Source organism: Variovorax sp. Root473 (assembly GCF_001426505.1).
GTDB lineage: Bacteria > Pseudomonadota > Gammaproteobacteria > Burkholderiales > Burkholderiaceae_C > Variovorax.
Window position 1 is genome coordinate 677,397 of sequence record NZ_LMEV01000017.1, and the last position, 18,100, is coordinate 695,496.

Genomic DNA, 18,100 nt, shown 5'->3' on the forward strand with positions numbered 1-18,100 from the left:
AGTGAGGTGCGACGGCCTGGTGCCGTCGCCTCTCGTGGACAGTTGGTGATGCCCGCCTTGTGCGGGCATCCGAGCCTCGGAGACCCCCATGAAAGCCATTGAGATCACTTCGTACGGTGCCCCTGAGGTGCTGCGCGTCGCTGCGCGCCCCGACCCGGTCGCGGGCGAGGGCGAGCTTCTGATCCGCGTGGCGGCCAGTGGCGTGAATCGCCCGGACGTGCTGCAGCGGATGGGGCACTACCCCGTGCCGCCTGGCGCCTCCGACCTGCCGGGCCTCGAGGTGGCCGGCGAGATCGTGTCGGGCGACGCCAAGGCGCTGGCCGACGCGGGCTTCAAGGTCGGCGACCGCGTGTGCGCGCTGGTCGCCGGTGGCGGCTATGCCGAGCTGTGCGTGGCGCCCGTGGCGCAATGCCTGCCGGTGCCCAAGGGCTGGAGCGACATCGAGGCGGCCTCGCTGCCCGAGACCTTCTTCACCGTCTGGAGCAACGTGTTCGAGCGCGGCCGTCTGCAGAAGGGCGAGACCCTGCTGATCCAGGGCGGCTCGAGCGGCATCGGCGTCACGGCGATCCAGATCGCCAAGGCGCTCGGCGCGACCGTGATCGTCACGGCCGGCAGCGACGACAAGTGCGAGGCCTGCCTGAAACTCGGCGCCGACCACGCGATCAACTACCGCACGAGCGATTTCGTCGAAGTGGCGAAGCAGCTCACCGGCGGCAAGGGCGTGGACGTGGTGCTCGACATGGTGGCGGGCGACTACGTGGCGCGCGAGATCGAATGCCTGGCCGAGGACGGCCGGCTCGTGATCATTGCTGTGCAGGGCGGCGTGAAGAGCGAGATCAACGCGGGTCTCGTGCTGCGTCGGCGGCTCACGATCACCGGCTCGACGTTGCGGCCGCGGCCGGTGGCGTTCAAGGGCGCCATCGCCAAGGCGCTGCGCGAAAAGGTCTGGCCGTTGCTCGAAAGCGGCGCGGTCAAGCCCGTGATCCACAGCACCTATGCGGCGGCAGGTGAACCCAGTGGTGCGGCCCAGGCGCACACCCTGATGGAATCGAACCAGCACATCGGCAAGATCGTGCTGACTTGGTGAGACGAACAACGCGATGACAACCTTCAAGAAACTGATTGCCGGCAACTGGAAGATGAATGGCGGCCTGGCCGCCAACGAGGCGCTGGTGAAGGCCTTGCAGCAAGGGTTGGCTGCCAGCCCTGCGGCTTGCGGTGTCGCCCTGTGTGCGCCTGCGCCGTACTTCGCCCAGCTGCAGTCGCTGCTGGCGGACACGCCGTCGCTGGCCCTCGGTGCGCAGGACATCTCGGCGCATCCGCAAGGTGCGTTCACCGGCGAACAATCGGCGGCCATGCTGAAGGACTTCGGTGTGCGCTATGCGATCGTCGGCCATTCGGAGCGTCGCCAGTACCACGGCGAAACCGACGACGTGGTCGCGGCCAAGACGGCGGCCGCCCTGGCGAACGGCATCACGCCGATCGTCTGCGTGGGCGAGACCCTCGCACAGCGCGAGGCGGGGCAGACTGAAGAGGTTGTCAAGCGCCAACTGGCTGCGGTGATCCATCTGAACGGCCACTGCATCAGCGAGATCGTCGTGGCCTATGAGCCGGTCTGGGCCATCGGCACGGGCAAGACGGCTTCGCCGGAGCAGGCGCAAGCGGTGCATGCCGTGCTGCGTGCGCAACTGCACCATGCGGCAAGCGAACACGCCGCGGGCATCAAGATTCTGTACGGCGGCAGCATGAACGCGGCGAATGCCGCCGAACTGCTGGCCCAGGCCGACATCGACGGCGGCCTCATCGGTGGTGCCTCGCTCAAGGCGCCCGACTTTCTGCAGATCATTTCTGCCGCTGCACGCTGATCGCGGCAACGGCAGCCATCACTTAGGAGTAAGAACGAATGAACGTGGTCCTCAATCTTCTGGTCGGCGTGCAAATGCTGGCGGCACTGGCCATGATCGGCCTGATCCTGATCCAGCACGGCAAGGGTGCCGACATGGGCGCGGCCTTCGGCAGCGGCAGTGCGGGCAGCCTGTTCGGCGCCAGCGGCAGTGCCAACTTCCTCTCGCGCACCACGGCCGTGCTCGCTGCGGTGTTCTTTGCCTGCACGCTGCTGCTGGCCTACTTCAGCCACGCACGCCCTGCCGGCGGTGGCAGCCTGCTGGAGCGCGCCGCCGTGGGTGCGCCTGCTGCACCGGCCGCGCCTGCGACGGGCGCTGCGGGCGAAATCCCCGCTGCAGCGGCACCTGCCAAGGCCGCTTCGGCGCCTGCGGCGCCCGTTTCGGGCACCGGCCAGATTCCGGCCAAGTAATCAGGTTGTTTTCATGCAGCCGTTCGTGAGAAACGGCTTCATTTCAGGGTAAACTCTAAATCTGTTCAGAAAGCCAAATGCCTCAACGGCACCTCATGCCATCTGGACAGTCAAAAACCGCGGTCGTGGTGAAATTGGTAGACACGCTATCTTGAGGGGGTAGTGGCGAAAGCTGTGCGAGTTCGAGTCTCGCCGACCGCACCAAATCTCACCGGCAGAAGATCTCTCTCCAGAGGCTCTTCTGTCGGTGGCAAGCGGTGAAAATTTCTCGATGAACCTCGATTCCTACCTTCCCGTCCTTTTGTTCATTTTGGTCGGGGTCGGCGTAGGCGTCGCCCCGCAAGTCATCGGATACATCCTTGGGCCCAATCGGCCCGATGCTGCGAAGAACGCGCCCTACGAGTGCGGCTTCGAAGCCTTCGAGGATGCGCGCATGAAGTTCGACGTGCGCTATTACCTCGTTGCGATTCTCTTCATCCTCTTCGATCTCGAGATTGCCTTTCTCTTTCCGTGGGCCATTGCGCTCAAGGAAATCGGCGCTGTTGGCTTTTGGGCCATGATGATCTTTCTCGCCATCCTCGTCGTGGGCTTTGTCTACGAGTGGAAAAAAGGCGCGCTCGACTGGGAATGACAAGGAAGCTACACGATGGCCATTGAAGGCGTTCTCAAAGAAGGCTTCGTCACCACGACCTACGACTCGGTCGTGAACTGGGCGAAGACCGGATCTCTCTGGCCGATGACGTTCGGCCTCGCATGCTGTGCGGTCGAAATGATGCACGCGGGCGCTGCCCGCTACGACATCGACCGTTTTGGCATGTTGTTCCGCCCCAGCCCGCGCCAGTCCGATCTGATGATCGTGGCCGGCACGCTGTGCAACAAGATGGCGCCGGCGCTGCGCAAGGTCTACGACCAGATGCCCGAGCCGCGCTGGGTGCTCTCGATGGGCTCGTGCGCCAATGGCGGCGGTTACTACCACTACAGCTATTCAGTCGTGCGTGGCTGCGACCGCATCGTGCCGGTCGACGTCTATGTGCCGGGTTGCCCGCCCACCGCGGAAGCGCTGCTGTACGGCGTGATCCAGCTGCAGCAGAAGATTCGCCGCACCAACACCATTGCCCGCGCCTGAGAGATTGCCGACGATGACTGACTTTGCAATTTCGCCGGAGGTGCTGCGCGCCACCATCGCCGAGACGCTCGGCGCCAAGGCCAGGAGCGTGACGCTCGCGCTGGGCGAGGTGACCGTTGTGGTGAGTGCGGCTGACTACATCGACGCCGCCACGCTGCTGCGCGATGCGCCCGGCTGCCGCTTCGAGCAGCTGATCGACCTGTGCGGCATGGACTATTCCGATTACCGCGAAGGCGAGTGGCAAGGCGAGCGTTACTGTGTCGTCTCGCACCTGCTTTCCGTGAGCCTCAACCAGCGCGTGCGCCTCAAGGTGTTTGCGCCGAATGAAGACCTGCCCGTCGTCGACTCGCTCCAGCCCGTCTGGAGCGCCGCCACGTGGTTCGAGCGCGAGGCCTTCGACCTGTACGGCATCGTGTTCGACGGCCACGACGACCTGCGTCGCATCCTGACCGACTACGGCTTCATCGGCCACCCGTTCCGCAAGGACTTCCCGGTGTCGGGTCACGTCGAGATGCGCTACGACGAAGAGCAGAAGCGCGTGGTCTACCAGCCGGTCTCGATCGAGCCGCGCGAAATCACGCCGCGCGTGATCCGCGAAGACAACTACGGCGGCGGTTTGCACTGACAGATATGGCCGAAATCAAGAACTACACACTCAACTTCGGTCCCCAGCACCCCGCAGCACACGGCGTGCTGCGCCTGGTGCTCGAGCTGGACGGCGAAGTGATCCAGCGTGCCGACCCCCACATCGGCCTGCTGCACCGTGCGACCGAGAAGCTTGCCGAATCGCGCACCTTCATCCAGTCGCTGCCCTACATGGACCGCCTCGACTACGTGTCGATGATGTCCAACGAGCACGCCTATTGCCTCGCCATCGAGCGGATGATGGGCCTGGACGTGCCGATTCGCGCGCAGTACATCCGCGTGATGTTCGCCGAGATCACCCGCCTGCTGAACCACCTGCTGTGGCTCGGTGCGCACGGTCTGGACTGCGGTGCGATGAACATGCTCATCTACTGCTTCCGCGAGCGTGAAGACCTGTTCGACATGTACGAGGCCGTGTCCGGCGCGCGCATGCACGCGGCGTACTTCCGTCCCGGTGGCGTCTATCGCGACCTGCCGGACGCGATGCCGCAGTACAAGGTCAGCAAGATCAAGAATGCGAAGGCGATCGAGCGTCTCAACGAGAACCGCCAGGGCTCGCTGCTCGACTTCATCGACGATTTCTGCAAGCGCTTCCCCAAGATGGTCGACGAGTACGAAACGCTGCTCACCGACAACCGCATCTGGAAGCAACGCACGGTGGGCATCGGCGTGGTCACGCCGGAGCGCGCGTTGAACCTCGGCTTCACCGGCCCGATGCTGCGTGGCTCGGGCGTCGAATGGGACCTGCGCAAGAAGCAGCCCTACGACGTCTACGACCAGATGCAGTTCGATGTGCCCGTGGGCAAGACTGGCGACTGCTACGACCGCTACCTCGTGCGCGTGGAAGAAATGCGTCAGGCCAACAGGATCATCCAGCAGTGCTCGGCATGGCTGCGCGTGAATCCCGGTCCGGTCATCACCGACAACCACAAGGTTGCCGCGCCTGCGCGCGAATCGATGAAAGCGAACATGGAGGAGCTGATCCACCATTTCAAGCTCTTCACCGAAGGCTTCCACGTGCCCGAAGGCGAAGCGTATGCCGCCGTCGAGCACCCCAAGGGCGAGTTCGGCATCTATCTCGTGAGCGACGGCGCCAACAAGCCGTACCGCCTGAAGATCCGCGCCCCGGGCTTCCCGCACCTCGCTGCCCTCGACGAAATGTCGCGCGGCCACATGATTGCCGACGCTGTCGCGGTGATCGGCACGATGGACATCGTGTTCGGCGAAATCGACAGGTGAGAAAGAGCGAATGACGACTTCCTCAACCCATCACCATGACGCGGCGCCCTCGGCGCCGTTGAAGGCCGCCATCCTCGAGCGCTTTGCGCGCGAGGTCGCGAAGTACCCCGAAGCCGGAAAGCAGTCGGCCGTGATGGCCTGCCTGGCCATCGTCCAGCAGGACGAAGGCTTCGTGAGCGTGCAGCGCGAGCGCGAGATCGCCGCCTACCTCGGCATGGCGCCTATCGCCGTGCACGAAGTGACGACCTTCTACAACATGTACAACCAGCATCCGGTGGGCAAGTTCAAGCTCAACGTGTGTACCAACCTGCCGTGCCAGCTGCGCGACGGCGTGACCGCGCTGGTCCATCTCGAGAAGAAGCTCGGCATCAAGATGGGCGAGACCACGTCCGATGGCCTGTTCACCCTGCAGCAGAGCGAATGCCTCGGCGCCTGCGCCGATTCACCCGTGATGCTGGTCAACGACCGCACCATGTGCAGCTTCATGAGCAACGACAAGCTCGACCAGCTCATCGACGGTTTGCGCAGTGCCACGCCAGGGGAGGCTTCGTGATGACGCCCGAACAGGTTCTCTCGCAATTCCAGGCCACCGGTGTCCAGACCTGCTTCCATGACCGCCACATCGGCGCTCAGATATATGCAGGCCTGGACGGCACCAACTGGCACCTGGCCGACTACGAAGCGCGCGGCGGCTACCAGGCGCTGCGCAAGATCCTCACCGAGGGCCTCACGCCCGACCAGGTGATTGCCGAAGTGAAGGCCTCTGGTCTGCGCGGCCGCGGCGGCGCCGGCTTCCCGACCGGTCTGAAGTGGAGCTTCATGCCCCGCCAGTTCCCGGGCCGGAAGTACCTCGTCTGCAATTCGGACGAAGGCGAGCCCGGCACGTGCAAGGACCGCGACATCCTGCAGTTCAACCCGCACATCGTGATCGAAGGCATGGCCATCGCCGCGTATGCGATGGGCATCAGCGTGGGCTACAACTACATCCACGGCGAGATCTTCCAGAGCTACGACCGCTTCGAGGCCGCCCTCGAAGAGGCGCGCGCTGCCGGCTATCTCGGCGACAAGATCATGGGCAGCACGTACAACTTCCAGTTGCACGCGGCCCACGGCTTCGGTGCCTACATCTGCGGCGAAGAAACCGCGCTGCTCGAATCGCTCGAAGGCAAGAAGGGCCAGCCGCGCTTCAAGCCGCCGTTCCCGGCCAGCTTCGGCCTGTACGGCAAGCCGACCACCATCAACAACACCGAGACCTTCGCGGCGGTGCCCTGGATCATCCGCAACGGCGGCCAGGCCTACCTCGAGTGCGGCAAGCCGAACAACGGCGGCACCAAGATCTACTCGGTGAGCGGTGACGTCGAGCTGCCCGGCAACTACGAAGTGCCGATGGGGACGCCGTTCTCCAAGCTGCTCGAACTGGCCGGCGGCGTGCGCAAGGGTCGCACGCTCAAGGCCGTGATTCCCGGCGGCTCGTCGTCGCCGGTGCTGCCGGCCGACATCATGATGGCCTGCACCATGGACTACGACTCCATCGCCAAGGCCGGCTCCATGCTGGGTTCGGGCGCCGTGATCGTCATGGACGACACGCGGTCGATGGTCGAGTCGCTCAAGCGCCTCTCGTACTTCTACATGCACGAGTCCTGCGGCCAGTGCACCCCCTGCCGCGAAGGCACGGGCTGGCTCTACCGCGTGGTGGACCGCATCCACAACGGTCAGGGCAAGCCCAGCGACATGCAGCTGCTGGACTCTGTGGCCGGCGACATCATGGGCCGCACCATCTGTGCGCTCGGCGATGCGGCAGCCATGCCCGTGCGCGCCATGATCAAGCACTTCCGCCATGAGTTCGAGGCCCTGATCCCGGGTCACGTCCCGACGGAGCCCGTCAAGGCATGAACCGCCGGGCCGCTCCCAAGGTGAATACCGCAGCCGAAGGCGGAGGCTGCCTGTTGGCGCGAGAAGAAACACAGACATGATCGAAATCGAACTCGACGGCAAGAAGGTCGAAGTGACCGAAGGCAGCATGGTGATGCATGCGGCCGAAAAGGCGGGCACCTACATTCCGCACTTCTGCTATCACAAGAAACTCAGCATCGCGGCCAACTGCCGCATGTGCCTGGTCGACGTGGAAAAGGCGCCCAAGCCGATGCCGGCCTGCGCCACGCCCGTCACGCAGGGCATGATCGTTCGCACCAAGAGCGACAAGGCCATCAAGGCCCAGCAGTCCGTCATGGAGTTCCTGCTGATCAACCACCCGCTGGATTGCCCCATCTGCGACCAGGGCGGCGAATGCCAGCTGCAAGACCTGGCCGTCGGCTACGGCGGTTCTTCTTCGCGCTACGAAGAAGAAAAGCGCGTCGTGTTCCACAAGGACGTCGGCCCGCTGATCAGCATGGAAGAAATGAGCCGCTGCATCCACTGCACGCGCTGCGTCCGGTTCGGCCAGGAAGTGGCCGGCGTGATGGAGCTGGGCATGTCGCACCGCGGCGAGCACTCCGAAATCGAAACTTTCCTCGGCGACTCGGTCGACTCCGAGCTGTCGGGCAACATGATCGACATCTGCCCGGTCGGCGCGCTCACGAGCAAGCCGTTCCGCTACAGCGCCCGCACCTGGGAACTGTCGCGCCGCAAGTCGGTGAGCCCGCACGATTCCACCGGTGCCAACCTGATCGTCCAGGTCAAGAACAACCGCGTGATGCGCGTGGTGCCGCTCGAGAACGAAGACGTCAACGAATGCTGGATCGCCGACCGCGACCGTTTCTCGTACGAAGCGCTCAACGGCACGGAACGCCTGACGCAGCCCATGCTGAAGCAGGGCGGTCAATGGCAGCAGGTCGACTGGCAGACGGCGCTCGAGTACGTCGCCAACGGCCTCAAGCAGATCAAGACGGACCACGGTGCGCAGAGCATCGGCACGCTGGTCAGCCCGCACAGCACGCTCGAAGAGCTGCAGCTCGCCGCCATGCTCACGCGTGAACTCGGCAGCGACAACATCGACTACCGCCTGCGCAACGCCGAGTTCTCTGCCTTCGAAGGCGTGCGCTGGCTCGGCACGTCGATCGCATCGCTCACGCAAGTGCAGCGCGCGCTGGTCGTCGGCTCCAACCTGCGCAAGGAACATCCGCTGTTCGCGCAACGCATCCGCCAGGCCGTGCGCAAGGGCGCCGCGCTGTCGGTGATCACCTCCTCCAGCCTCATGGCCGACCGCGTTGCCTGGGCCATCGACGTGGCGCAAGCATCGATCGTCGAAGCCGACCAGTGGGTCGAGACGCTGGCCGCCGTGGCCGCGGCCATCGGCCAGACCAACGGCGCGGCCGCGCCGCTGGCACCGAAGAACGCCCCCGACGCCGCCGCACAAGCCATCGCAGCCTCGCTGCTGAGCGGCGAACGCAAGGCGGTCCTGCTCGGCAACGCCGCCGCGCACCACGCGCAAGCCAGCAGCCTGCTGGCCCTCGCGAACTGGATCGGCGCACAGACCGGCGCCACCGTCGGCTACCTGACCGAAGCCGCCAACACCGTGGGCGCGCAGCTCGTGGGCGCCTTCCCGCAGAACGGCGGCCTCGATGCCGGCCGCATGCTCGCCGCCGGCTCCGGCCTGAAGGCCGTGCTGCTGCTGAACACCGAACCGGTGTTCGACTCGGCCGCTGGTGCTGCCGCCGCCGATGTCATCGGCAATGCGCAGATGGTGGTCACGCTGAGTCCCTTCAAGGCCAACCTCGAATTCAGCGACGTGTTGCTGCCCATCGCTCCGTTCACCGAAACGCCGGGTACCTTCGTCAATGCCGAGGGCCGCCTGCAGGGTTTCCATGCCGTCGTGAAGCCGCAAGGCGAAACGCGTCCGGCATGGAAGGTGCTGCGCGTGCTGGCCAACCTGCTCGGCCTGCCGGGCTTCGCCTTCGAATCGACCGCTGAGGTGCTGGCCACCGTCGGTGACAAGGGCACCGTGCCGGCGAACGCGCTGAGCAACGCCACGTCCGCCAAGGCCGTGGCTGCCAGCGGTGCAGTGGCTGCGCCCGTGGTCGCGAGCATCTACCAGCTCGACTCGATCGTGCGCCGCGCGCCGTCGCTGCAGCTGACTGCCGACGCGCGCAACGCATCGATCGCACCGGCTGCGCCGGCTCAGGCCGAGGAGGCACTGGCATGATCGACTCCATTCATGGCTTCGGCCTGGGACTGGTTGCTGCAGGCTGGTGGACCGCCGTGGTCTGGCCCGTGATCTGGACGCTGATCAAGATCATCGTCGTCGTGATCCCGCTGATGGGCGCCGTGGCGTACCTCACACTGTGGGAGCGCAAGGCCATCGGTTTCACGCAGATCCGCGTGGGCCCGAACCGCATCGGGCCGCTGGGCCTGCTGCAGCCGATCGCCGACGCGCTCAAGCTGATGACCAAGGAAATCATCCTTCCGGCGGTCGCCAACAAGGGCTTGTTCCTGCTCGGCCCCATCATGACCATCATGCCGGCGCTGGCCGCATGGGCCGTGATTCCCTTCGGCCCCGACGTGGCGCTGGCCAACATCAACGCCGGCCTGCTGTTCGTGATGGCCATCACCTCGCTCGAGGTGTACGGCGTGATCATCGCCGGCTGGGCCTCGAACTCGAAGTACGCCTTCCTGGGCGCGCTGCGCGCGTCGGCACAAATGGTGAGCTACGAAATCGCGATGGGCTTCTGCTTCGTCGTGGTGTTGATGGTCACGGGCAGCCTGAACATGTCCGACATCGTGACGGTGCAGGGCAAGGGCATGTTCCATGACTTGGGGCTGGGTTTTCTGTCGTGGAACTGGCTGCCGCTGCTGCCGATCTTCGTCGTCTACTTCATCTCCGGCCTGGCTGAAACCAACCGCCATCCGTTCGACGTGGTGGAAGGCGAGTCCGAAATCGTGGCCGGCCACATGATCGAGTACTCGGGCATGAGCTTCGCGATGTTCTTCCTGGCCGAGTACGCCAACATGTGGCTGGTCTCGATCCTGACCGTCATCCTGTTCCTCGGCGGATGGCTGCCCCCGTTCGAGCTCCTGAGCTTCATCCCGGGCTGGATCTGGCTGGGCCTGAAGACCTTCTGCGTGGTCACCATGTTCCTGTGGGTGCGCTCGACGTTCCCGCGCTTCCGCTACGACCAGATCATGCGTCTGGGCTGGAAGATCTTCATTCCCGTCACTCTGGTGTGGCTGGTCGTGGTCGGTGGCTGGATGCAGACGCCGTTCAATATCTGGAAATAAGCAGGAAGCGACGACATCATGACTGCTTCACACACCGCCGGAGGGCTCTCACGCCCCTCCAAGCTGGCCTCCGCGCCGTTCTCGCTCAAGGACTTCCTGGGCAGCTTCATGCTGTTCGAACTGTTCAAGGGCCTGGCCATCACGGGCAAGTACGCCTTCTCGCGCAAGATCACCGTGCAGTTCCCCGAAGAGAAGACGCCACTGTCGCCGCGCTTCCGTGGCTTGCACGCACTGCGTCGCTACGAGAACGGCGAAGAGCGCTGCATCGCGTGCAAGCTGTGCGAGGCCGTGTGCCCCGCGCTGGCCATCACCATCGAATCCGACGTGCGTGACGACGGCTCGCGCCGCACCACGCGCTACGACATCGACCTGACCAAGTGCATCTTCTGCGGCTTCTGCGAAGAAAGCTGCCCGGTCGACTCGATCGTCGAGACGCACATCTTCGAATACCACGGCGAAAAGCGCGGCGACCTGTACTTCACCAAGGACATGCTGCTGGCCGTGGGCGACCGCTACGAAAAAGAAATCGCGGCGAACAAGGCGGCCGACGCCAAGTACCGCTGAGCCGGCTCCGCTCGAAACCCGTACCAATCGAATTCCAATGGACGTCAAGACCGGTCTGTTCTATCTGTTTGCCGCGGTGCTGCTGTTTGCAGCCTTCCGCGTCATCACCTCCCGCAATCCCGTGTACGCCGCGCTGTACCTGGTGCTGGCTTTTTTCCAGGCCTCGGCCATCTGGCTGCTGCTGCGCGCCGAGTTCCTCGCGATCTCGCTCGTGCTGGTGTACGTCGGGGCCGTGATGGTGCTGTTCCTGTTCGTCGTGATGATGCTGGACATCGACGTCGACGGTCTGCGCGAGGGCTTCTGGAAGCACTTCCCGCTGGCCGCAGGCATCGGTGCGCTCATCGCGCTCGAAATGGCGGCCGTGCTCATGGGCGGCTTCCGCCTGGGCGAAGGCCCGCGCGCCATGGCGACGACCTCGCCCAACAGCTCGAACACGCTCGAACTGGGCAAGCTGCTGTATTCCGAATACCTGTACCCGCTGGAAATCGCCGCGGTCATCCTGCTGGTGGCCATCATTGCCGCCATTGCACTGACGCTGCGCACCCGCAAGGACAGCAAGTACGTCAACCCGTCGGACCAGGTGCGCGTGAAGGCGCGCGACCGCGTGCGCATCGTGCAGATGCCCGTCACGCGTGCAGCCGAGCCGGTGGTTGAGGCCCCGGCAGCGGATGCTGCAAAGGAAAACAAGGCATGACGCTCACGCTCGGACACTTTCTCTCGCTCGGCGCGATGCTCTTCGCGCTGTCGGTGATCGGCATCTTCCTGAACCGCAAGAACCTGATCGTGCTGCTCATGGCCATCGAGCTGATGCTGCTGGCGGTCAACATGAACTTCGTGGCCTTCTCGCACTACCTGGGCGACATGCACGGCCAGATCTTCGTGTTCTTCATCCTGACGGTGGCGGCGGCCGAATCGGCCATCGGCCTCGCGTTGCTGGTCCTGTTGTTCCGCAACAAGTCGAGCATCAACGTCGACGAACTCAACTCGCTCAAGGGTTGACAGCAGTATGAGCGCAACCCTTTCCGCATCCACCTTGCTGGCCGTGCCGCTGGCACCCCTGGTCGGCGCCGCACTTGCCGGCCTGTTCGGCACGAAGTTCGGCGGTAATCACATCGGCCGCAAGGTCACGCATTCGCTGACCATCCTGGGCGTGTTCGTCGCCTTTGTGATCTCGGCGCTGACGCTGAAATCGGTCATCGTCGACGGCGCCCGCTTCAACCAGACGCTCTACGAGTGGATGATCGTCGGCGGCCTGAAGATGGAAGTCGGCTTCCTGGTCGACGGCCTCACGGCCATGATGATGTGCGTCGTGACCTTCGTGTCGCTGATGGTTCACATCTATACCATCGGCTACATGGAAGAAGACGACGGCTACAACCGCTTCTTCTCGTACATCTCGCTGTTCACCTTCTCGATGCTGATGCTCGTCATGAGCAACAACATGCTCCAGCTGTTCTTCGGCTGGGAAGCGGTGGGCCTGGTGTCGTACCTGCTGATCGGCTTCTGGTTCAACAAGCCCACGGCCATCTTCGCGAACATGAAGGCCTTCCTGGTCAATCGCGTGGGTGACTTCGGCTTCATCCTGGGCATCGGCCTGATCGCCGCCTACGCCGGCACGCTGAACTACAGTGAAGCCTTCGCCAAGGCGCACACGCTGGCCGGCATCACCTTCCCGGGCACCGAGTGGATGCTCATCACGGTGATCTGCATCTGCCTGTTCATTGGCGCAATGGGCAAGAGCGCCCAGTTCCCGCTGCACGTGTGGCTGCCCGACTCGATGGAAGGCCCGACGCCCATCTCCGCGCTGATCCACGCGGCCACGATGGTGACCGCCGGCATCTTCATGGTGGCGCGCATGTCGCCGCTGTTCGAGCTGAGCGACACGGCCCTGAGCTTCATCCTCGTGATCGGCGCCATCACCGCACTGTTCATGGGCTTCCTGGGCATCATCCAGAACGACATCAAGCGCGTGGTCGCGTACTCGACGCTGTCGCAGCTGGGTTACATGACGGTGGCGCTCGGTGCCTCGGCCTACTCGGTCGCGGTGTTCCACCTGATGACGCACGCGTTCTTCAAGGCGCTGCTGTTCCTCGGCGCGGGCTCGGTGATCATCGGCATGCACCACAACCAGGACATCCGCTGGATGGGCGGCGTGCGCAAGTACATGCCCATCACCTGGATCACCTCGCTGCTGGGTTCGCTGGCGCTGATCGGCACGCCGTTCTTCTCGGGCTTCTACTCGAAGGACAGCATCATCGAGGCCGTGCACGAAAGCCACCTGTGGGGCGCGCAGTTCGCTTACTACGCGGTGCTGGCAGGCGTGTTCGTGACGGCGTTCTACTCGTTCCGCATGTACTTCCTGGTCTTCCACGGCAAGGAACGCTACGACCAGAACCCCGACGCACACCACGACGACCATGCGCACGACGCGCACGGACACGACGACCATGGCCATGGCCACGACGCCCACAAGCCGCACGAATCGCCGATGGTGGTCTGGCTGCCGCTGGTGCTGCTGGCGATCCCCTCCGTGGTGATCGGCTTCATGACCATCGACCCGATGCTGTTCGGCAGCTTCTTCAAGGACGCGATCTTCGTGGACGGTGCCAAGCACCACGCGATGGGCGAGCTGAAGGAAGCCTTCCACGGCCCGGTCGCCATGGCGATCCACGGCCTGCAGACCGCACCGTTCTGGCTGGCGCTGGCCGGCGTGGCGCTGTCGTACTACATGTACATGATGAACCCGGCACTGCCGGCCGCCATCAAGCGCGCCTTTGGCCCGGTGTACCGCCTGCTCGAGAACAAGTACTACCTCGACTGGATCAACGAGAACATCCTCGCCCGCGGTGCGCGCCTGCTCGGCACGGGCCTGTGGAAGGGCGGCGACCAGGCGTTGATCGACGGCGCGCTCGTCAACGGTTCCTGGAAGGTGGTGGGGCGTGTGGCTGGCGTCGTGCGCTGGCTGCAGTCGGGCTTCATCTATCACTACGCCTTCGCGATGCTGCTGGGCATCTTCATCCTGATGACGTACTTCGTCTGGTTCAAACGTTGAGCCCGAACGCTGGAGAAAAAGAAAAATGGGTTTGTTGAGCCTTGCCATCTGGGTGCCGATCGCATTCGGTGCCGTGCTGCTGGCGTTTGGCCGCGACGAGCACGCCAAGGGCGTGCGCTGGGTCGCGCTCGTCGGTGCCATCGTGAGCTTCCTGGTCACGGTGCCGCTGTTCACGCGCTTCCAGAACGGAACTGCCGCGATGCAGTTCGTCGAGAAGACGAGCTGGATCTCGCGTTTCAACGTCAACTACCACCTGGGCATCGACGGCATGTCGCTGTGGCTGGTGCTGTTGACCTCGTTCATCACGGTCGTGGTCGTGATCTCGGCGTGGGAAGTGATCACCGAGCGCGTGAACCAGTACATGGGCGCGTTCCTGATCCTGTCGGGTTTCATGATCGGCGTGTTCTCGGCGCTCGACGGCATCCTGTTCTACGTGTTCTTCGAAGCCACGCTGATCCCGATGTACCTGATCATCGGCATCTGGGGCGGCCCGAACAAGATCTACGCGGCCTTCAAGTTCTTCCTGTACACGTTGCTCGGCTCGCTGCTGATGCTGGTCGCGCTGATCTTCCTGTACAACAAATCGGGCGGCAGCTTCGACATCCTGGCCTGGCACAAGCTGCCGCTGGGTTCGACCGCACAGACCTTCCTGTTCTTTGCCTTCTTCGCGGCCTTCGCCGTCAAGGTGCCGATGTGGCCGGTCCACACGTGGTTGCCCGACGTGCACGTCGAGGCTCCCACGGGCGGTTCGGCCGTGCTGGCCGCGATCATGCTGAAGCTGGGTGCCTACGGTTTCCTGCGCTTCTCGATGCCCATCGCGCCTGACGCTTCGCACGAATGGGCGTGGCTGATGATCGCGCTGTCGCTGATCGCCGTGATCTACGTGGGCCTCGTCGCGCTGGTGCAGCAGGACATGAAGAAGCTGGTGGCGTACTCGTCGGTCGCCCACATGGGCTTCGTGACGCTGGGCTTCTTCATCTTCAACGAGCTCGGTGTGTCTGGCGGCATCGTGCAGATGATTGCCCACGGCTTCGTCTCGGGCGCCATGTTCCTGGGCATCGGCGTGCTGTACGACCGCGTGCACTCGCGCCAGATCGCCGACTACGGCGGCGTGGTCAACACCATGCCCAAGTTCGCCGCGTTCGCGCTGCTGTTCGCCATGGCCAACTGCGGCCTGCCGGGCACTGCCGGTTTCGTGGGCGAATGGATGGTCATTTTGGGCGCCGTGAAGGCCAATTTCTGGATTGGCCTGGGCGCCGCCACCGCACTGATCTTCGGCGCCGCCTACACCCTGTGGATGTACAAGCGCGTGTACCTGGGCCCCGTCGGCAACGACCACGTCAAGGACCTGAAGGACATCAACGCCCGCGAATTCCTGATGCTCTCGCTGCTGGCCATCGCCGTGCTGTGGATGGGCCTGTATCCGAAGCCTTTCACCGACGCGATGGATGCCTCCGTCGTCGAGCTTCTGCGCCACATGGCGATGTCGAAGCTGCCCGTCTGATGCCACGCTGAAGAAGAGAACGAGATGATTGACAAACTCAGCTGGGTGACGATCTACCCCGAAATCGTGTTGCTGGTCATGGCCTGCATCATTGCGCTGGTCGACCTGTCGGACACGAGCCCGCGCCGCACCCGCACCTACATCCTGACACTGCTCACGCTGGCGGCAGTGGCCGTGCTCACGGGCCTGGCCGCTGTCGGCGGCAAAACCTCCTATGGCTTCGGCGGCATGGTGGTGAGCGACTCGATGGGCAACTGGCTCAAGTGCTTCGCTTCGCTCGCGCTGATGGTGACGCTGGTCTACGGCCGTCCCTACGCGGCCGACCGTGAGATGCTGCGCGGCGGCGAGATGTTCACGATCAGCATGCTGGCGCTGCTGGGCATGTTCGTGATGATCGGCGGCAGCAATTTCCTGCTGATCTACCTCGGCCTCGAGCTGCTCACGTTGTCGAGCTATGCGCTCGTGGCCCTGCGCCGCGACCACGCGGTGGCCAGCGAAGCCGCCATGAAGTACTTCGTGCTCGGCGCCATGGCCAGCGGGTTCCTGCTGTACGGCCTGTCGATGATGTACGGCGCCACCGGGTCGCTCGACCTGAACGAAGTGTTCAAGGCGATCTCGACCGGCAAGGTGAACCACCAGGTGCTGGTGTTCGGCCTGGTCTTCATCGTGGCGGGCCTGGCCTTCAAGGTCGGCGCTGCACCGTTCCACATGTGGGTGCCCGACGTCTACCAGGGCGCACCGACGGCGATCACGCTGCTGATCGGCGCCGCGCCCGAGCTGGCGGCCTTCGGCATCATCATCCGCCTCCTGGTCGACGGCCTGCAGCCCCTGGCCATCGACTGGCAGCAGATGCTCGCCGTGCTGGCGATCGCCTCGCTGGTGATCGGCAACCTGGCCGCCATTGCACAGAGCAACCTCAAGCGCATGCTGGCCTACTCGACCATCGCGCAGATGGGCTTCATGCTGCTGGGCCTGGTGGCGGGTTCCGACCAGCAGGGCACGCAGAACGCACAGGCGGCCTACAGCGCCTCGATGTTCTACGTCATCACCTATGTGCTGACCACGCTGGCGAGCTTCGGCATCATTCTGTTGCTGGCGCGCGAAGGCTTCGAAAGCGAAGAGATCACCGACCTGGCCGGCCTGAACCAGCGCAGCCCGCTGTATGCCGGCGTGATGGCGATCGCGATGTTCTCGCTGGCCGGGCTGCCGCCTCTGGTGGGCTTCTACGCGAAGCTCGCCGTGCTGCAGGCGCTGATCGCGTCGGGCGCCGCCATCTACATCGGCCTGGCCGTGTTCGCCGTGGTCATGTCGCTGATCGGCGCGTTCTACTACCTGCGCGTGGTCAAGGTCATGTACTTCGACGCCCCCGTCACGGCGACCACCGTGTCGGCCTCGTTCGATGTGCGCACCGTGCTCACGATCAACGGCGCGCTGATCCTGATTCTTGGCGTGCTGCCCGGCGGTCTCATGACGCTGTGCTACGACGCCATCGCGGCCACGCTGGCCCACTGACGCGGCCCGCAACACGGTGTCGCAAACCGCGTCGGTCTGGGTGGTGCTGTTGGTGGCCCTGGTGGCCGCCAACCTGCCGTTCCTCAACGAGCGCCTGTTCGGGGCGGTGCCGCTGCCGGCCACGCACAAGTCGCTGGCGATCCGTTTCGGCGAGCTGTTGGTGCTGTACTTCATCGCTGGCGGCATCGGCTTACTGTTCGAACGCAGGGCAGGGCAGATCGCCCCCCAGGGCTGGGAGTTCTACGCGGTGACGGCCTCGCTGTTCGTCGTGCTGGCCTTCCCGGGATTCACCTGGCGCTACCTGATGAAGCACAGGCACTGACATGACTTCTCCGATCGCCGACTCGCATTTGAAAGAAGAGCTCGTCAGCAGCGAAGAGCTCTTCAAGGGCAAGTTCCTGCACGCCAAGCGCGACACCATCCGCCTGCCCGACGGCCACAGCGCCACGCGCGAGTACGTGGTGCATCCCGGCGCGGTGGTGGTCATTCCGCTGCTCGACGATGGCCGCGTGGTGCTGGAGCGCCAGTTCCGCTATCCGGTGGAGCGTGTGATCGTCGAGTTTCCCGCGGGCAAGCTCGACGCCGGCGAAGATCCGCTGCTGTGCGGCCAGCGCGAGCTGCTCGAGGAAACCGGCTACACCGCGCGCGAATGGGCGCATGCCGGCGCCACGCATCTCGCGGTGGCGTACTCGACCGAAATCATCCACATCTACTTCGCACGCGGCCTCTCGCTGGGCGAGCGCCAGCTGGACCACGGCGAGTTCCTCGACGTGTTCACCGCCACGCCGCAGGAGCTCATCGGCTGGTGCCGCGACGGCACCGTGACCGACGCGAAGACGCTCACCTGCGCCCTGTGGCTGCAGAACGTCCTCTCAGGCGCATGGGCACTGGATTGGCAGGCCGCAGCCTCGCAAGGCGGCGCGGGATAAT

The 18,100-nt window shown here is 64.4% G+C and carries 19 protein-coding genes and 1 tRNA gene; all 20 read left to right on the top strand.

The features are described 5' to 3' along the window. Window positions 1-88: 88 nt before the first annotated feature. The 20 genes from ASD34_RS16475 (at window position 89) to ASD34_RS16570 (ending at window position 18,099) form a co-directional block, all read left to right on the top strand. Window positions 89-1,087, top strand: a complete 999-nt coding sequence (locus tag ASD34_RS16475) for an NAD(P)H-quinone oxidoreductase (protein WP_056579568.1) — start codon at window positions 89-91, stop codon at window positions 1,085-1,087. A 13-nt stretch (window positions 1,088-1,100) separates the two neighbouring features. Next, window positions 1,101-1,865, top strand: a complete 765-nt coding sequence (gene tpiA, locus ASD34_RS16480) for a triose-phosphate isomerase (protein WP_056579570.1) — start codon at window positions 1,101-1,103, stop codon at window positions 1,863-1,865. Between the two features lie 38 nt (window positions 1,866-1,903). Then, window positions 1,904-2,314, top strand: coding sequence for a preprotein translocase subunit SecG (gene secG, locus ASD34_RS16485; protein ID WP_056579571.1), 411 nt, complete (start codon window positions 1,904-1,906; stop codon window positions 2,312-2,314). Between the two features lie 119 nt (window positions 2,315-2,433). Next, window positions 2,434-2,518, top strand: a tRNA-Leu gene (locus tag ASD34_RS16490). A gap of 67 nt (window positions 2,519-2,585) precedes the next feature. After that, the gene (locus tag ASD34_RS16495; protein ID WP_055805154.1) at window positions 2,586-2,945 is read left to right on the top strand and encodes an NADH-quinone oxidoreductase subunit A; all 360 of its coding nucleotides are present in this window, start codon (window positions 2,586-2,588) and stop codon (window positions 2,943-2,945) included. 15 nt (window positions 2,946-2,960) lie between these two features. Then, window positions 2,961-3,440 carry a NuoB/complex I 20 kDa subunit family protein gene (locus ASD34_RS16500; RefSeq protein ID WP_007837763.1) on the top strand — a complete coding sequence of 160 codons (480 nt, stop codon included), beginning with the start codon at window positions 2,961-2,963 and terminating at the stop codon, window positions 3,438-3,440. 13 nt (window positions 3,441-3,453) lie between these two features. Continuing rightward, window positions 3,454-4,065 (top strand): NADH-quinone oxidoreductase subunit C, encoded by a 612-nt coding sequence (locus ASD34_RS16505; protein WP_056579573.1) that lies wholly within the window; start codon window positions 3,454-3,456, stop codon window positions 4,063-4,065. Between the two features lie 5 nt (window positions 4,066-4,070). After that, window positions 4,071-5,324 (top strand): NADH-quinone oxidoreductase subunit D, encoded by a 1,254-nt coding sequence (locus ASD34_RS16510; protein ID WP_056579575.1) that lies wholly within the window; start codon window positions 4,071-4,073, stop codon window positions 5,322-5,324. A 10-nt stretch (window positions 5,325-5,334) separates the two neighbouring features. Next, complete coding sequence (nuoE, locus tag ASD34_RS16515) at window positions 5,335-5,877, top strand: NADH-quinone oxidoreductase subunit NuoE (RefSeq protein ID WP_056579577.1); 543 nt, start codon at window positions 5,335-5,337, stop codon at window positions 5,875-5,877. Beyond that, window positions 5,877-7,217 (top strand): NADH-quinone oxidoreductase subunit NuoF, encoded by a 1,341-nt coding sequence (gene nuoF, locus ASD34_RS16520; protein ID WP_056579579.1) that lies wholly within the window; start codon window positions 5,877-5,879, stop codon window positions 7,215-7,217. The genes nuoE and nuoF overlap by 1 nt, the downstream gene beginning before the upstream one ends. Before the next feature lie 76 nt (window positions 7,218-7,293). Continuing rightward, entirely contained in the window at window positions 7,294-9,465 is a 2,172-nt protein-coding gene (gene nuoG, locus ASD34_RS16525; protein ID WP_056579582.1) for an NADH-quinone oxidoreductase subunit NuoG, read from the top strand. After that, window positions 9,462-10,538, top strand: a complete 1,077-nt coding sequence (gene nuoH, locus ASD34_RS16530) for an NADH-quinone oxidoreductase subunit NuoH (RefSeq protein WP_056579584.1) — start codon at window positions 9,462-9,464, stop codon at window positions 10,536-10,538. Before nuoG ends, nuoH begins: the two co-directional genes overlap by 4 nt. 18 nt (window positions 10,539-10,556) lie before the next feature. After that, a complete protein-coding gene (gene nuoI / locus ASD34_RS16535) occupies window positions 10,557-11,102 on the top strand; it encodes an NADH-quinone oxidoreductase subunit NuoI (RefSeq protein ID WP_056579586.1) in 546 nt (181 codons plus the stop codon). A gap of 37 nt (window positions 11,103-11,139) precedes the next feature. Further along, window positions 11,140-11,796 carry an NADH-quinone oxidoreductase subunit J gene (locus ASD34_RS16540; protein WP_056579588.1) on the top strand — a complete coding sequence of 219 codons (657 nt, stop codon included), beginning with the start codon at window positions 11,140-11,142 and terminating at the stop codon, window positions 11,794-11,796. Continuing rightward, window positions 11,793-12,101: an NADH-quinone oxidoreductase subunit NuoK gene (gene nuoK, locus ASD34_RS16545; RefSeq protein WP_056579591.1), complete on the top strand. Its 309-nt coding sequence runs from the start codon at window positions 11,793-11,795 to the stop codon at window positions 12,099-12,101. Before ASD34_RS16540 ends, nuoK begins: the two co-directional genes overlap by 4 nt. Window positions 12,102-12,108: 7 nt before the next feature. Beyond that, entirely contained in the window at window positions 12,109-14,154 is a 2,046-nt protein-coding gene (gene nuoL / locus ASD34_RS16550; RefSeq protein ID WP_056579593.1) for an NADH-quinone oxidoreductase subunit L, read from the top strand. 25 nt (window positions 14,155-14,179) lie between these two features. Beyond that, window positions 14,180-15,658, top strand: a complete 1,479-nt coding sequence (locus ASD34_RS16555) for an NADH-quinone oxidoreductase subunit M (RefSeq protein ID WP_056579595.1) — start codon at window positions 14,180-14,182, stop codon at window positions 15,656-15,658. 24 nt (window positions 15,659-15,682) lie between these two features. Further along, a complete protein-coding gene (gene nuoN / locus ASD34_RS16560; RefSeq protein ID WP_056579597.1) occupies window positions 15,683-17,170 on the top strand; it encodes an NADH-quinone oxidoreductase subunit NuoN in 1,488 nt (495 codons plus the stop codon). Window positions 17,171-17,186: 16 nt separating this feature from the next. Then, the gene (locus ASD34_RS16565) at window positions 17,187-17,492 is read left to right on the top strand and encodes a DUF2818 family protein (protein WP_056579599.1); all 306 of its coding nucleotides are present in this window, start codon (window positions 17,187-17,189) and stop codon (window positions 17,490-17,492) included. A gap of 1 nt (window position 17,493) precedes the next feature. Then, a complete protein-coding gene (locus ASD34_RS16570) occupies window positions 17,494-18,099 on the top strand; it encodes an NUDIX domain-containing protein (RefSeq protein ID WP_056579600.1) in 606 nt (201 codons plus the stop codon). Window position 18,100: the final 1 nt, after the last annotated feature.